The organism is Rhodobacter sp. 4.3.4 (assembly GCF_058724655.1).
Genome location: NZ_CM178967.1, coordinates 3,154,798 through 3,167,816, shown reverse-complemented (window position 1 = coordinate 3,167,816; position 13,019 = coordinate 3,154,798). Strand labels below are relative to the sequence as shown.

12 protein-coding genes are annotated in these 13,019 nt (G+C 67.7%); 9 read left to right on the top strand and 3 right to left on the bottom strand.

The window, feature by feature from the left end:
- The first annotated feature begins 3 nt into the window (after positions 1 to 3).
- From argH to AC4PTB_RS15650, 5 genes are read left to right on the top strand one after another with little or no spacing between them, the layout of a single operon-like run.
- Positions 4 to 1,401: an argininosuccinate lyase gene (gene argH / locus AC4PTB_RS15670; protein ID WP_492192649.1), complete on the top strand. Its 1,398-nt coding sequence runs from the start codon at positions 4 to 6 to the stop codon at positions 1,399 to 1,401.
- Positions 1,402 to 1,414: 13 nt separating this feature from the next.
- Positions 1,415 to 1,555 (top strand): hypothetical protein, encoded by a 141-nt coding sequence (locus AC4PTB_RS15665; RefSeq protein ID WP_492190795.1) that lies wholly within the window; start codon positions 1,415 to 1,417, stop codon positions 1,553 to 1,555.
- Complete coding sequence (locus tag AC4PTB_RS15660) at positions 1,552 to 1,752, top strand: hypothetical protein (protein WP_492190794.1); 201 nt, start codon at positions 1,552 to 1,554, stop codon at positions 1,750 to 1,752. Before AC4PTB_RS15665 ends, AC4PTB_RS15660 begins: the two co-directional genes overlap by 4 nt.
- A 58-nt stretch (positions 1,753 to 1,810) precedes the next feature.
- Positions 1,811 to 3,079: a diaminopimelate decarboxylase gene (lysA, locus tag AC4PTB_RS15655; RefSeq protein ID WP_492190793.1), complete on the top strand. Its 1,269-nt coding sequence runs from the start codon at positions 1,811 to 1,813 to the stop codon at positions 3,077 to 3,079.
- A 27-nt stretch (positions 3,080 to 3,106) separates the two neighbouring features.
- Positions 3,107 to 5,686, top strand: coding sequence for a DUF4175 domain-containing protein (locus AC4PTB_RS15650; protein ID WP_492190792.1), 2,580 nt, complete (start codon positions 3,107 to 3,109; stop codon positions 5,684 to 5,686).
- 22 nt (positions 5,687 to 5,708) lie between these two features.
- On the opposite strand, the gene AC4PTB_RS15645 is transcribed toward AC4PTB_RS15650, so the two are convergent.
- Entirely contained in the window at positions 5,709 to 7,085 is a 1,377-nt protein-coding gene (locus AC4PTB_RS15645) for a zinc-ribbon domain-containing protein (RefSeq protein ID WP_492190791.1), read from the bottom strand.
- 140 nt (positions 7,086 to 7,225) lie between these two features.
- Here AC4PTB_RS15645 and AC4PTB_RS15640 point away from each other — a divergent pair, with 140 nt between their 5' ends.
- Genes AC4PTB_RS15640 through AC4PTB_RS15630 form a run of 3 tightly spaced genes read left to right on the top strand, consistent with a single transcriptional unit; the run spans position 7,226 to position 9,518 of the window.
- Positions 7,226 to 7,897: a cell division ATP-binding protein FtsE gene (locus AC4PTB_RS15640; protein ID WP_492190790.1), complete on the top strand. Its 672-nt coding sequence runs from the start codon at positions 7,226 to 7,228 to the stop codon at positions 7,895 to 7,897.
- Positions 7,897 to 8,787: a cell division protein FtsX gene (locus tag AC4PTB_RS15635; RefSeq protein WP_492190789.1), complete on the top strand. Its 891-nt coding sequence runs from the start codon at positions 7,897 to 7,899 to the stop codon at positions 8,785 to 8,787. The genes AC4PTB_RS15640 and AC4PTB_RS15635 overlap by 1 nt, the downstream gene beginning before the upstream one ends.
- On the top strand, positions 8,787 to 9,518 hold the full coding sequence (locus AC4PTB_RS15630; RefSeq protein WP_492190788.1) for a lysophospholipid acyltransferase family protein: 732 nt from the start codon (positions 8,787 to 8,789) through the stop codon (positions 9,516 to 9,518). The genes AC4PTB_RS15635 and AC4PTB_RS15630 overlap by 1 nt, the downstream gene beginning before the upstream one ends.
- A 68-nt stretch (positions 9,519 to 9,586) precedes the next feature.
- Here AC4PTB_RS15630 and AC4PTB_RS15625 read toward each other — a convergent pair whose 3' ends face one another.
- Positions 9,587 to 10,549: an acetyl-CoA carboxylase carboxyltransferase subunit alpha gene (locus AC4PTB_RS15625; RefSeq protein WP_492190787.1), complete on the bottom strand. Its 963-nt coding sequence runs from the start codon at positions 10,547 to 10,549 to the stop codon at positions 9,587 to 9,589.
- Positions 10,550 to 10,772: 223 nt separating this feature from the next.
- Complete coding sequence (locus tag AC4PTB_RS15620) at positions 10,773 to 11,729, bottom strand: L-malyl-CoA/beta-methylmalyl-CoA lyase (RefSeq protein ID WP_492190786.1); 957 nt, start codon at positions 11,727 to 11,729, stop codon at positions 10,773 to 10,775.
- A gap of 275 nt (positions 11,730 to 12,004) precedes the next feature.
- Here AC4PTB_RS15620 and dgcN point away from each other — a divergent pair, with 275 nt between their 5' ends.
- Positions 12,005 to 13,006, top strand: coding sequence for an N-acetyltransferase DgcN (dgcN, locus tag AC4PTB_RS15615; protein WP_492192648.1), 1,002 nt, complete (start codon positions 12,005 to 12,007; stop codon positions 13,004 to 13,006).
- Positions 13,007 to 13,019 lie beyond the last annotated feature (13 nt).

Genomic DNA, 13,019 nt, shown 5'->3' with positions numbered 1-13,019 from the left:
ACGATGACCGACGACACGAAATCCTCGAACGCCATGTGGGGCGGGCGCTTCGCCGCCGGTCCGGACGCGATCATGGAGGCGATCAACGCCTCGATCTCGTTCGACAAGCGGCTTTACGCACAGGATATCCGCGGCAGCCGGGCCCATGCGGCGATGCTGGCCGCGACGGGTATCCTTACGAATAGGGATGCCGAGGCGATCGGGGAAGGGCTGCTCACGGTCTTGTCAGAGATCGAGGCGGGGGATTTCCCGTTTTCGACCGCGCTTGAGGACATTCACATGAATGTCGAGGCGCGGCTGAAGGTGCTGATCGGCGAACCGGCGGGGCGGCTGCACACGGCGCGCTCGCGCAATGATCAGGTGGCGACCGATTTCCGGCTCTGGGTCCGCGATCAGGCCGATGCGGCGATCACCTCGCTCACCGCGCTGATGAAGGTGCTGGTGGCGCAGGCCGAGAAGGGCGCCGATTGGGTGATGCCGGGCTTCACCCATCTGCAGACCGCGCAGCCGGTGACCTGGGGCCATCACATGATGGCCTATGTCGAGATGTTCGCCCGCGATCGGAGCCGCTTTGAAGATGCGCGCAAGCGGATGAACGAATGCCCGCTCGGCTCGGCGGCGCTTGCGGGCACGGGCTTTCCGATCGACCGGCATATGACGGCGCAAGCTTTGGGCTTTGATCGGCCGATGGCGAACAGCCTGGATGGCGTGTCGGATCGTGATTTCGCGCTGGAATTCCTGTCGGCGGCGGCGATCTGCGCGGTCCACCTCAGCCGACTGGCGGAGGAACTCGTGATCTGGTCCTCGGCGCAGTTCCGGTTTGTGGCGATGTCGGACAAATGGTCGACCGGGTCGAGCATCATGCCGCAAAAGCGCAACCCCGATGCGGCGGAACTGATCCGGGCGAAGATCGGCCGGGTGCTGGGGGCGGCCGTTGCCCTGTTCACCGTGATGAAGGGCCTGCCGCTGGCCTATTCGAAAGACATGCAGGAAGACAAGGAACAGGTTTTCGACGCCGCCGACACGCTGATGCTGGCCTTGGCGGCGATGACGGGCATGATGTCCGACCTGACGGTGAACACCGCGAAACTGGAAGCGGCGGCGTCGTCGGGCTTTTCAACCGCGACGGACCTTGCCGACTGGCTGGTGCGCGAGGCCGGTCTGCCCTTCCGCGACGCCCACCATGTCACCGGCGCGCTGGTGGCGCTGGCGGAGAAGAAGGGCTGCGATCTGCCCGATCTGAGCCTTGACGAGCTGAAATCCGCCCATCCGGCGCTGACCGATGCGGTCTATTCCGTGCTGGGGGTTCATAATTCGGTCGCCTCGCGGCAGTCTTACGGTGGCACCGCCCCCGATCAGGTCCGCGCCCAGGTGGCGCGCTGGAAGGGGCTTCTGGCCTGAGAACGGAGGTTTCATGCGCATTCTTCTGGCCCTGTCGCTTCTGAGCTTCGCCGCCGCCTGCGGTGTCGACGGCCCGCCGACGCCGCCACAAGCCACGACCCCCGGCCTCTCGATCACCGGCGAGGCGCGGATGGGCGTGGCGGGCAGGCTGTGAGGCTCGCGCTGCCGCTGCTGCTGATCCTGCTTGCGGCCTGTTCCGGGCCGCGGGCGGCGGTGCATGCCAATCCCGCGGGGCAGGTGACGACCGGGGTTTCGACCGGCGTCGGCCCGGTGCGGCTTGGGGTGAACAGCAGTGGCCGCGGCTCCGTCGGCACGCGGCTGGGCTGGCTGCATCTGGGGGCGGGCTTCTGAGACCGCTTTTCTTGACCGGCCCGACCGGCTAAGAACGCCCGAGGAACCGGAGGGCGCGATGGATCACTTTCTTTACCGCAATGGCGTGCTGCATGCCGAGGACGTGGCCCTGCCCGAGATCGCGGCTGCCGTCGGCACGCCCTTCTACGTCTATTCCGCCGCGACCCTGACCCGGCATTTTCAGCTCTTCGATGCCGCGCTGGCGGGCACCGATCATCTGGTCTGTTTCGCGATCAAGTCGAATTCGAACCTGGCGGTGCTGAAACTGCTCGGCGATCTGGGCGCGGGGATGGATGTCGTCTCGGGCGGCGAATATCGCCGGGCGAAAGCCGCGGGCGTGCCCGGCGACCGCATCGTCTTTTCCGGCGTCGGCAAGACGCGCGAGGAAATCCGGCTGGCGCTGACCGGCGGCATCCGGCAGTTCAACGTCGAAAGCGAACCCGAATTGCGGGCGATTTCGGAGATTGCCACCGCGCTGGGCGTCACCGCGCCGATTGCCTTGCGGGTGAACCCCGATGTCGATGCCAAGACCCATGAAAAGATCGCCACCGGCAAGTCGGAAAACAAGTTCGGCATTCCGATCGCCAAGGCCCGCGCGGTTTATGCCGAGGCTGCGAAACTGCCCGGGATCGAGGTGATCGGCGTCGATGTGCATATCGGCAGCCAGCTGACCGATCTGGCGCCCTTCGAGGCCGCCTTCACCAAGGTCCGCGAGCTGACGCTGGCGCTGCGCGAGGATGGCCACGATATCCGCCGCCTCGATCTGGGGGGCGGTCTGGGCATCCCCTATCACCAGCGCTCGAACGAGGCGCCGCCGCTGCCCACCGATTACGGCGCGATGATCACCCGCGTTCTGGGCGATCTGGGCTGCGAGATCGAGATCGAGCCGGGGCGGCTGATTTCCGGCAATGCCGGGCTGATGGTGACCTCGGTCATCTATCTGAAGGAAGGCGAGGGGCGGAACTTCCTGATCGTCGATGCGGCGATGAACGATCTGGTGCGTCCGGCGATGTATTCCGCGCATCACGACATCGTTCCGGTGATCGAGCCCGCGCCGGGCATCGCGCCGCAGCCCTTTGATGTCGTTGGCCCGGTCTGCGAGACCGGCGACACCTTCACCAAGGGCCGGGAGCTGCCGCCGATGGGCGAGGGCGATCTGGTCGCCTTCCGCTCGGCCGGGGCTTACGGCGCGGTGATGGCCTCGGAATATAATTCCCGCCCGCTGATCCCCGAGGTGCTGGTTGCCGGGGATCACTTCGCCGTCATCCGGCAAAGACCGAGCTTTGAGGAAATGCTGGCCCGCGATAGCATCCCGGAATGGCTCTGATCCCGTAGTCGGGGCCGGAAAGGACCGATGCCGCCGCCGCCGCCCCTTCCGGGCGACCCGCTCGCCCCGCTGGCCCGACCGATCGCGCTGACGCGGGCGGCGATGCTGGCCGAACGGCTGCTGCGCGCCTTCTGGCCGTTGCTGACGCTGGCGGCAATCACCTTCACCCTTCTGGCCTTTCGCCTGCCCGATTACCTGAGCGGGCGGCAATGGCCCGTTCTGGCCGGCTGTCTGGCGTTTCTGGCCGTCGTTTTGACCGCGCCCGGGCTGCGGCGGTTCCGCATCCCCACCCGGGCCGAGGCGATTGCCCGGCTGGATGCGACCCTGCCCGGCCGACCGCTGGCCGCGCTGACCGACAGTCTGACGCTGGGCGAGACCGATCCGGCGACGCGCGCACTTTGGGCGCTGCACCGCGGCCGCATGGCCGAAAGCGCCGCCGTTGCCCGTGCGCCCCTGCCCGCGCCCGATCTTGCCCCGCGCGACCCTTACGGCCTGCGGATTTCCGCGTTGACCGGCGTCACCGTGGCGCTGGTCTTCGGCGCGCCCTTGGCGATCTTCACCCCTGCGACGCACCCGCGCCCCCCCGGCACCGCCGAGGCCGCGATGGGCCCCTCCTGGGAAGGCTGGGCCGAGCCGCCGCGCTATACCGGCAAGCCCGGGCTTTATCTGAACGGCGTCGAGAGCGAGGAGCTGGTCCTGCCCGAGGGCACGAAGCTTTCCTTCCGGTTCTATGGTGCTCCCGGATCGGTGCCCTTCAGCGAAACCGTCTCAAGCCCCGCGGCCACGCCCGAAAAGACCGGGGGCGCCGAGGTGCAAAGCCTTGATCTGACGGCCCGCCGCTCCGGCGGGATCGAGATCGGCGGGCCGATGGGACGCAGCTTCCAGGTCACGCTTCTGTCCGATGCCGGGCCGGAGGTCGCGCTGCCGCGGCTGGCCGAACGCCGCGCCGATGGCAAGCTGGCGCAGCCCTTTCATGCGCGCGATGATTACGGCGTGATCCGGGGACAGGCGCAGATCCGCCTGGATCTGGCGGCGGTCGACCGCCGCTACGGGCTGGCCATCGCCCCCGAGCCGCGCCCCGATCTGATCTTCGATCTGCCGCTGCCGATCACCGGCTCGCGCGCGGATTTCACCGAAATGCTGATCGAGGACATGTCCGAGCACCCCTGGGCGAACCTGCCGGTCAAGCTCTCGCTCTCGGTCGAGGACGGGCTGGGCCAGACCGGCACCAGCGGCGACCAAAGCTTCGAGCTGCCCGGGCGGCGGTTCTTTGACCCGCGGGCGGCGGCGCTGATCGAGCTGCGCCGCGATCTGCTGTGGTCGCGCGAGAACGCCCCCCGCACCGCGCAGCTTCTGCGGGCGCTCCTGAACCGGCCCGAGAATCTGTTCCCGCTGCCGCAGATGGCCGAGGCGCTGCATGCGCAGATCGAACGTCTGGAGGGCGCCGCGCTGACCCCCGAGGCCCGGGACGAAGTGGCCAGGACCCTGTGGGATCTGGCGAAACTGCTCGAAGATGGCGGTCTGGCCGATGCTTTGGCCGCCATGCAGCAGGCGCAGGAACGGCTGAGCGAGGCGATCCGCAACGGCGCCTCCAAGGACGAGATCGCCAAGCTGATGGCCGAGCTGAAAGAGGCGACCGACCGCTATCTGCAAATGCTGGCCGAGCGCGCCACCGATCAGGAAGAGGGGCCGCAGTTCGGGCAGAAGCAGGACAGCCAGCGCATCAGCGGCGATCAGATCCAACAGATGATGGACGAAATCCAGCGTCTGATGGAGGAAGGCAAGATGGCCGAGGCGCAGGAGCTGCTCGATCAGCTGGCGCGGCAGATGGAAAACATGAAGGTCACTCAGGGCGAGGGCGGCGAGGGGGACGGCCCCGGGGGCAAGGCGATGAAGGATCTGGGCCAGACGCTGCGCGAGCAGCAGAACCTGTCGGACGATGCGTTCCGGCAGATGCAGCGCAGCCCGCAGCCCGAGGGGATCGATCCGGGGCTGGAACAGCCGGGGCCGGGCGGGCCGCAGATGCAGCCTGACGGTCAGCCGCAGGCCGGAGAGGGCGCGCAGGACGATCCGGGCGAAAGCCTGGCCGAGCGTCAGCATGCGCTGCGCCGCGAGCTGGAACGACAGCGCGGGCTGATGCCCCGGCTTGACGGCGAGGCGGCGCGGGAGGCCGAACGGGCGCTCGAAGGCGCCGGGGAGGCGATGGACGGGGCCGAACAGGCGCTGAAGGAGGGCGATCTGGGCGCCGCGCTGGACCGGCAGGCCGATGCGATCGAGGCGCTGCGCGAGGGCATGCGCCATCTGGGCAAGGCCTTGGCCGAGGAGGGCGGTCAGGGTCAGACCGGGCAGGGCGCGCAGGGGATGGAGCGGCGCGGCGATGCGACGGGCGGGCATGGCGAACGCGAATTGCCGCGCGATCCGCTGGGGCGGGCGACGGGCGAGGGCAGCCGGATCGGCACCGACTCGGATCTTTTGCAGGGCGACGACATCTATCGCCGCGCCCGCGATCTGCTGGATGAAATCCGCCGCCGCACCGCCGAACGCAGCCGCCCCGAGTCCGAGCGCGACTATCTGCGCCGCCTGCTGGATCGCTTCGCAACGCCCTGAAATCGGGGCCTGAGCGACCGGATCAGGTCTGTGGCGTCTTCGCCTGCATCGCGGCGATCGCCGCGCGCATCTGCGCATCCAGCCAGATCCGCGCCGCATCCACCGCGGCGACATAGCTGTCCAGCAGCGGCGTCAGCGCCGGCACCCGCCCGGCCAGCTGCGGCGCATAGACATAGACCAGCAACGCCAGCGCCGAGAGCAGCAGCACCATCGAAAAGCCGAGCCGGAAGCCCGCGCCCCTGTCTTGCCGCGCCTGCAGCACGCCCTGGGCGGCAATGTCGTCCGCGCGGTCGGCACTGGCCCGCAGGCTGGAATTGATCTCTTCGATATCGGGCAGACGCGGGCGCCGCTGCGCGCGCTCGGGGCTGTCCGGGGTTTCGGGATCGGGAGTTCCGGCCGGATCGGCGAGAGGGTCATCCGCCTCGACGGAATTCAGATCGCTGAAATCGGGCACCCGGCGCGGCTCGGTGCGGCGCGGCGGCGGCACGCGCTGCGGCTGCACCGGAGCGACGGGGGCAGGCGGCACTGTCGCGGGTGGCACTGCGGCGGGTGGCACTGCGGCAGGCGGTGCGACGGGCGGCAGCACCGGATCGGGGGGCATTTCGCCCCGCGTCTCGATCGCCGTGCCTTCGGCGCGGCGCGCGGCGGCTTCGCGCTCGGCCTCTTCGCGCAGGATCGCCATCAGGTTTTCGTCGAGCGGGCGGCGCGGAATCGCCCCCGCCCGCGGCGCCGGGCCCGTATCGCCGGCCGGTGGCGGCGACGGCGACAGCGGCGGGGCGGGCGGCTCGGGAGGCGGCGGTGCCAAGACGGGGGCGGGCAAGACGGGGTCGGGCGACGCGACCGTCGCGGCCGGGGGGGCTTCGGGGGGGGCGGGCGGATGGGCCCGCATCAGCTCGGCAATCGCCTGGGTCACATCGGTCTCGACCCCGGTCAGATCAAGATCGGCGGGTTCGGGTTCCGTGTCGGTCTGCGGCGGCACGGCCCAGTCCAGCCCCTCGAGCGCCAAGGCCCCGGTTTCGGCGTTTGTGGCCTCGGAGACGCCCCCCCGGGGGACGGCGTCATCGGCGATGGCAGGCGGCGCCGGTTCGGATGCGGCGTCTTCGGGTGCGGGGTCGATGTCGGGCCAGTCTTCCGGGCGCGGTTCGGGCCAGGCCTCGGGCTCCGGGTCCGCGGTCATGCCGGATGTGACAACCGGGTCTTGCGGCGCCCCGGGCAGGATTTCGTCGTCGAAGACGGGGGCCGGATCTTCGGCCGGATCTGCGGCCGCATCCAGCATCTGACGGCTGGGCTGGAACCAGGTCTGGCCGCAGCCGGAACATTGCACATCGCGCCCCGCGGCGGGAATGACCACGTCATCCACCTCGTATTGCGCACCGCATCTTGGGCAGATCAGCCGCATCCGGTTCCCAGCCTCGCCCCTCGCTTGCCATTCTGGCCTTTTCTACCAGCTTGTTGTAGCAAGCAAAGAAACAAACTCCAATAGTTTGAGTGTGTCGCAGGGGCTGCCCGCAGAGGTGGCAACAGGGGAGGGGCCGCGCAGTGATCGAATTGCAGGATGTCGCCGTGGGCTATGGCGGAACCGAGCTGCTGGCGGAGATGACGCTGAAGCTGGTGCCGGGGTCGTTTCACTTCCTGACCGGGCCTTCGGGCGCGGGCAAGACGACGTTTCTGAAACTGTGCTATGCCGAGCTGCTGCCCTCTTCGGGGTTCATGGGGCTTTACGGTCAGGACGCCCGCACGATGGGGCGTGACGACATCGCCCGGATGCGCCAGCGCATCGGTGTCGTGCATCAGGACTGCCAGTTTCTCGATCACCTCTCGGTGGCGGAGAATGTCGCGCTGCCGCTGACGGTGTCCGGGCGGCCGATCGACGGGAGGGAACTGGTCGAGCTGCTGTCCTGGGTCGGGCTGAAGGCGCAGATGAATGCGCTGCCGCCGCAGCTTTCGGGCGGCGAGCGGCAAAGGGCGGCCCTGGCGCGGGCGATCATCACCTCGCCCGAGGTGATTCTGGCTGACGAGCCTACCGGCAACCTCGATTGGGAAATGTCGCTGCGGCTGTTGTCGTTGCTGATGGAGCTGAACAAGCTGGGCAAGACCGTGCTGATCGCGACGCATGATCTGAACCTGATCCGGCAGGCCAAGGCGCAGGTCTCGGCGCGGGTGCTGCGGATCGCGAACCGGCGGCTGCAACTGGCGGGGGCGGATCTGTGATGCGGTTCAATCCTTTCGGCTCTGAACTGTCGACCGCCGACCGGGTGGTGCCGCCCACCGGCTTCACCGCCAATCTGACCGTGCTGACCTCGGCGGCGATGGCCTTTCTGGCGGTCTTCGCGCTGGCCCTGTCGCTGGCTTCGGGGCGGCTCGCCGATCGCTGGTCCGAGGCGCTGGCGCGCTCGGCCACGATCCGCATTTCGGCGCCGCCCGATCAGATGGAGACACAGCTGCGCGCGGTGCTCGAGACGCTGGAAACGACGCCCGGCGTCGCCAGCTACCGCGCCATGGACGAGGGCGAGATGCGCAAGCTGCTCGACCCCTGGTTCGGGCCGGATCTGCCGGTCGATACGCTGCCCTTGCCGAAGCTGGTCGAGCTGACCGAGACCGGGCAGGGCATCGATGCCGAGGGGCTGCGGCTGCGGCTGGCGGCCGAGGCGCCCGGGGCGGTGCTTGATGACCACACCCGCTGGCGCAAGCCGCTGATCGCCGCGGCCGGGCGCTTGCGGCTTCTGGGCTGGCTCTCGCTGGTTCTGATCGGCGGCGCGATGGCGGGGATGATCACGCTGGCCGCACAGGCGGCGCTCGCGGCGAATGGTCAGGTGATCCGCACGCTGCGGCTGGTGGGGGCGCAGGATGCCTTCATCGCCGGGGCTTTCGTGCGTCGTTTCACCATGCGCGCGCTGGCCGGTGCCGGGATCGGCACGGCCCTGGGCATGGCGGCGGTGGCGGCGCTGCCCGCGGCCGATGCGGCGGGCGGCTTCCTGACCGGGCTTGGCTTCACCGGCTGGGGCTGGCTTTGGCCGCTTGCATTGCCGGGGCTGGCTGCGCTAGTGGCCTTTGGCGCCACCCGCGCCGCGGCGCTGCGCATGCTCAGGGGAATTCGCTGATGATCGTTTGGCAATACATTCGTTCGGTTCTGTTCATCGCACAGATGTATGTGATGCTGGCGGTCTATGCCGTTGTCGGGCTGCCCTATGCGCTGATCGGCGGGCGCTCTGCCGCCATCCATGTCTGCCGGGCCTATTGCAAATGGGTGTGCTGGACCGCGGGCTGGATGGTCGGCATCAAGACCGAATATCGCGGCGAAATCCCGACAGGCGACGTGCTGATTGCCGCCAAGCATCAAAGCTTCTTCGACATCCTGATGATCTATGCGGCGATCCCGCGCGGCAAGTTCATCATGAAGAAAGAGCTGGTCTGGACCCCCTTCGTCGGCTGGTATGCCTGGATGATCGGCTGTGTGCCGGTTGATCGCGGCAAGCGTGGCGCGGCGATCAAGGGGATGCTGCAACAGGCCAGGGATGCCCGTTTCGCGGGCGGTCAGCTGGTGATCTTTGCCCAGGGCACCCGCGTCGCGGCCGGGGCGAAGAAGCCCTACAAGATCGGCGCCGGGGCGCTTTACAATGAGCTGGGCCTGCCCTGCGTGCCTGCGGCGACGAATGTCGGCGTGTTCTGGCCGCGCCATGCCGTGCTGCGCAAGCCCGGTCTGGCGGTGGTGGAATTCCTGCCGCCGATCGCGCCCGGCCTGCCGATGGGCGACTACATGAAGCTGATCGAGACGCAGATCGAGACCGCCTCGGACAAGCTGATGGCCGAGGCCGGGCTGAAGATCGGCTGAGGGATCAGCGACCCCGCAAAGCAAAGGGCGGCCTGAGCCGCCCTTTTTCATGTCGCAAGGTCAGGGCGTTATGCCGCCAGACCCTTCGAGCCCATGTCGATGAATTTCTTGCGCCGTGCCGCCAGAATCTCGGCGCGGGTCTTGCCCTTCAGATCCGCCAGCATCTTGCCGATCTCGGCGCCGACGCTCGCAATCGTCTTCTTGCGGTCGCGCTGCGCCCCGCCCAAGGGTTCGGCGATGATCCGGTCGATCACGCCCAGTTTCTTCAGATCCTGCGCCGTCAGCCGCAGCGCCTCGGCGGCTTCGCGCATCTTCTCGGCGTCTTTCCACAGGATCGAGGCGCAGCCCTCGGGCGAGATCACCGAATAGACCGAATGTTCGAGCATGGCGATGCGGTCGGCGGTGGCAAAGGCCACGGCCCCGCCCGAGCCGCCCTCGCCGATGATCACCGAAATCAGCGGCACGCCAAGGCAGAGGCATTTTTCGGTCGAGCGCGCGATGGCCTCGGCCTGACCGCGCTCCTCGGCGCCCTTGCCCGGATAGGCGCCGGGGGTGTCGACAAGCGTGATCACCGGCAGGCCGAAGCGGTCGGCCATGTCCATCAGCCGGATCGCCTTGCGATAGCCCTCGGGGCGGGCCATGCCGAAATTGTGCACGATGCGCGAGGCGGTGTCGTGGCCCTTTTCATGGCCGATCACCACCACCGGCTGATCGTCGAACCGCGCGAGGCCCCCCATCACCGCATGATCGTCGGCAAAGTTGCGATCCCCCGCCAGCGGCGTGTATTCGGTGAAAAGCTCGTAGATATAGTCGCGGCAATGCGGCCGGTCGGGATGCCGCGCCACCTGGCATTTGCGCCAGGGCGTCAGATCCTTGTAAAGGTCGCTCAGCAGTTGCGCCGCCTTCTTGTCAAGCGCGGCCGCTTCCTTTTCGACATCCATCCCCGAATTCGCCCGGGCCAGCGCCCGCAGTTCCTCGGCCTTGCCCTCGATCTCGGCGAGCGGCTTTTCGAACTCGAGATAGGTCGTCATCGAAGCCTCCGTAACGCAGTCGTGGCCTATATGACCGCGCGGGCCGGGATTTGCAACTGACGCAGGGAAAACCGGGCAGAGTGCCGCGGGGGAGGTGGGGATCGCAATGGGGAAACGCCCCGGCGCGGGTCCGGGGCGTTCCTGTTCCCTCATGCAGCCGGGCCTCCCCTCCCTACCGCTCCGGGATCCGAATCGATTCGGTCACGAATCGTTTACACGGTGCTCAGACCTTAGCCATTTCCGCCTGTCTGACAATCACTTCCGCCTGCCGGATCGAGGCGATATCGACCAGCCGCCCCTTGTAGACGGTGGCGCCGGCGCCCTCGGCCTTGGCCTTTTCCATTGCGGCCAGAATCTCGCGCGCTTCGGCCACGGCGGCCTCCGAGGGGGTGAAGACCTCGTTCGCCAAGGCGACCTGTTTCGGGTGGATCGCCCATTTGCCGACCATGCCGAGCGTTGCCGAGCGCAAAGCCTGGGCCCGGAAGCCCTCGTCATCCGAGAAATCGCCGAACGGGCCGTCGACCGGCAGGATGCCATGGGTGCGGCAGGCGGCGACGATGGCGGCCTGCGCCCAGTGCCACGGGTCCGACCAATGTTTCACGCCCGCATGCAGCATATAGTAGTTTTCCTGCGTGCCGCCGATGCCGGTGGTGGCCATGCCCATCGAGGCGGCGAAATCCGCCGCGCCAAGGCTCATCGCCTGCAGGCGGGGGCTGGAGGCCGCGATCTCTTCGACATGGGCGATGCCCGCGGCCGATTCGATGATCACTTCCAGCGAAATGCGTTTCTTCCGGCCCTTGGCGGCCTCGATGGCCGTCACCAGCGCATCGACGGCGTAAACGTCGGCGGCGCAGCCCACTTTCGGGATCATGATCTGGTCGATGCGTTCGGACCCGTCTTCCAGCAGCTCGACCACGTCGCGATACCAATAGGGCGTGTCGAGGCCGTTGATCCGCACTGAAAGGTATTTGTTGCCCCAGTCGATGTTGTGCGAGGCCTCGATGATGTTGCGCCGCGCCTGCGGCTTGTCATCGGGCGCGACCGAGTCTTCCAGGTCGAGGTTGATCACATCGGCCGCCGATTGCGCCATCTTTTCAAAGATCGCCGGACGCGAACCCGGCCCGAACAGCTGGCAGCGGTTGAGGCGGGCGGGGGCAGGGGGCTGGGTGCGGAAGCTCATCTGTCTCTCGGCAATGAAGTTACGGGATGCGTTGCGTTTTCGATATAATGTTGCGCTGCGGCGTGCAAGAAATTTCTGCGCCTGCAGCATCCGGGTCAAAGGGTGATGAATTTTGCGGCGCGGGGAAAAGCTGGAAGAAACTGCGGTCAAATCGCAAGATTGCGCAAGAAAGTTGTAGAGTTGCTGCGGTTCCGCCGTATCTTTCCAAGAAAATCCGGGCGCTGTCGCGTCATACCTTGCGAAACCCTTTCCAACCTGCCGAGGTTCCCATGTCGCTGATCGAAACCCCCTATCTTTTGTTCCTTGGCGATGCGCCTGACCAGCTGGCCGCGAAAGTGGCGCAGGGCATCAAGGACTGGCGGCCGGAATATGCCATCGGCCAGTACCGGATGGAGGGCTGCAACGCCGATCTGGGCCTGCCGGAGATGAACCTGGCCACCGCCAAGGCCGCGGGCTGCAAGACGCTGGTGATCGGCGTGGCGAACCGGGGCGGCGTGATCTCGCAGGCCTGGAAGAAGGTGCTGATCATGGCGCTGGAGGAGGGGTTCGACCTCGCCTCGGGGCTGCACAACCTGCTTTGCGACGAGGAAGACCTTGTGGCCGTGGCCAAGGCCTGCGGGCGGCAGCTGCATGATGTGCGGGTGCCGACGGTGGACTATCCGATCGCCAATGGCGTGAAGCGGACCGGCAAGCGGATGCTGGCCGTGGGCACCGATTGCTCGGTCGGCAAGATGTATACCGCGCTCTGCATGGAGAAAGAGATGCGGGCGCGGGGGATGAAGGCGACGTTCCGGGCGACCGGGCAGACCGGCATCCTGATCACCGGCGACGGCGTGCCGCTCGATGCGGTGATTGCCGATTTCATGGCGGGGGCGGTGGAATGGCTGACGCCCGACAATGACGCCGATCACTGGGATCTGATCGAGGGGCAGGGCAGCCTGTTCCACGTCAGCTATTCCGGCGTGACGATGGCGCTGGTGCATGGCGGTCAGCCCGATGCGCTGGTGCTCTGCCACGAACCGACCCGGGCGCATATGCGCGGCCTGCCGGGCTATCAGCTGCCCGGTCTGGACGCCCTGCGCGATCTGGCGCTGCAGGTGGCCAAGGTCGCGAACCCGGCCTGCCAGGTCGTCGGCATCTCGATCAACACGCAAAACATGCCCGAGGCCGAGGCCCGCGCCTATTTGGCCAAGGTCGAGGCCGAGATGGGTCTGCCCACCACCGATCCCTTCCGCTTCGGCGCGACGAAGCTGGTGGACGCGCTCGCCGCGATCTGAGAGCGTGGCGCCT

Coding starts and splice junctions, on each gene's coding strand:
- argH (WP_492192649.1), top strand. CDS start 4: ATGACCGACGACACGAAATCCTCGAACGCCATGTGGGGCGGGCGCTTC.
- AC4PTB_RS15620 (WP_492190786.1), bottom strand. CDS start 11,729: ATGAGCTTCCGCACCCAGCCCCCTGCCCCCGCCCGCCTCAACCGCTGC.
- AC4PTB_RS15625 (WP_492190787.1), bottom strand. CDS start 10,549: ATGACGACCTATCTCGAGTTCGAAAAGCCGCTCGCCGAGATCGAGGGC.
- AC4PTB_RS15665 (WP_492190795.1), top strand. CDS start 1,415: ATGCGCATTCTTCTGGCCCTGTCGCTTCTGAGCTTCGCCGCCGCCTGC.
- lysA (WP_492190793.1), top strand. CDS start 1,811: ATGGATCACTTTCTTTACCGCAATGGCGTGCTGCATGCCGAGGACGTG.
- AC4PTB_RS15650 (WP_492190792.1), top strand. CDS start 3,107: ATGCCGCCGCCGCCGCCCCTTCCGGGCGACCCGCTCGCCCCGCTGGCC.
- AC4PTB_RS15645 (WP_492190791.1), bottom strand. CDS start 7,085: ATGCGGCTGATCTGCCCAAGATGCGGTGCGCAATACGAGGTGGATGAC.
- AC4PTB_RS15630 (WP_492190788.1), top strand. CDS start 8,787: ATGATCGTTTGGCAATACATTCGTTCGGTTCTGTTCATCGCACAGATG.
- AC4PTB_RS15635 (WP_492190789.1), top strand. CDS start 7,897: ATGCGGTTCAATCCTTTCGGCTCTGAACTGTCGACCGCCGACCGGGTG.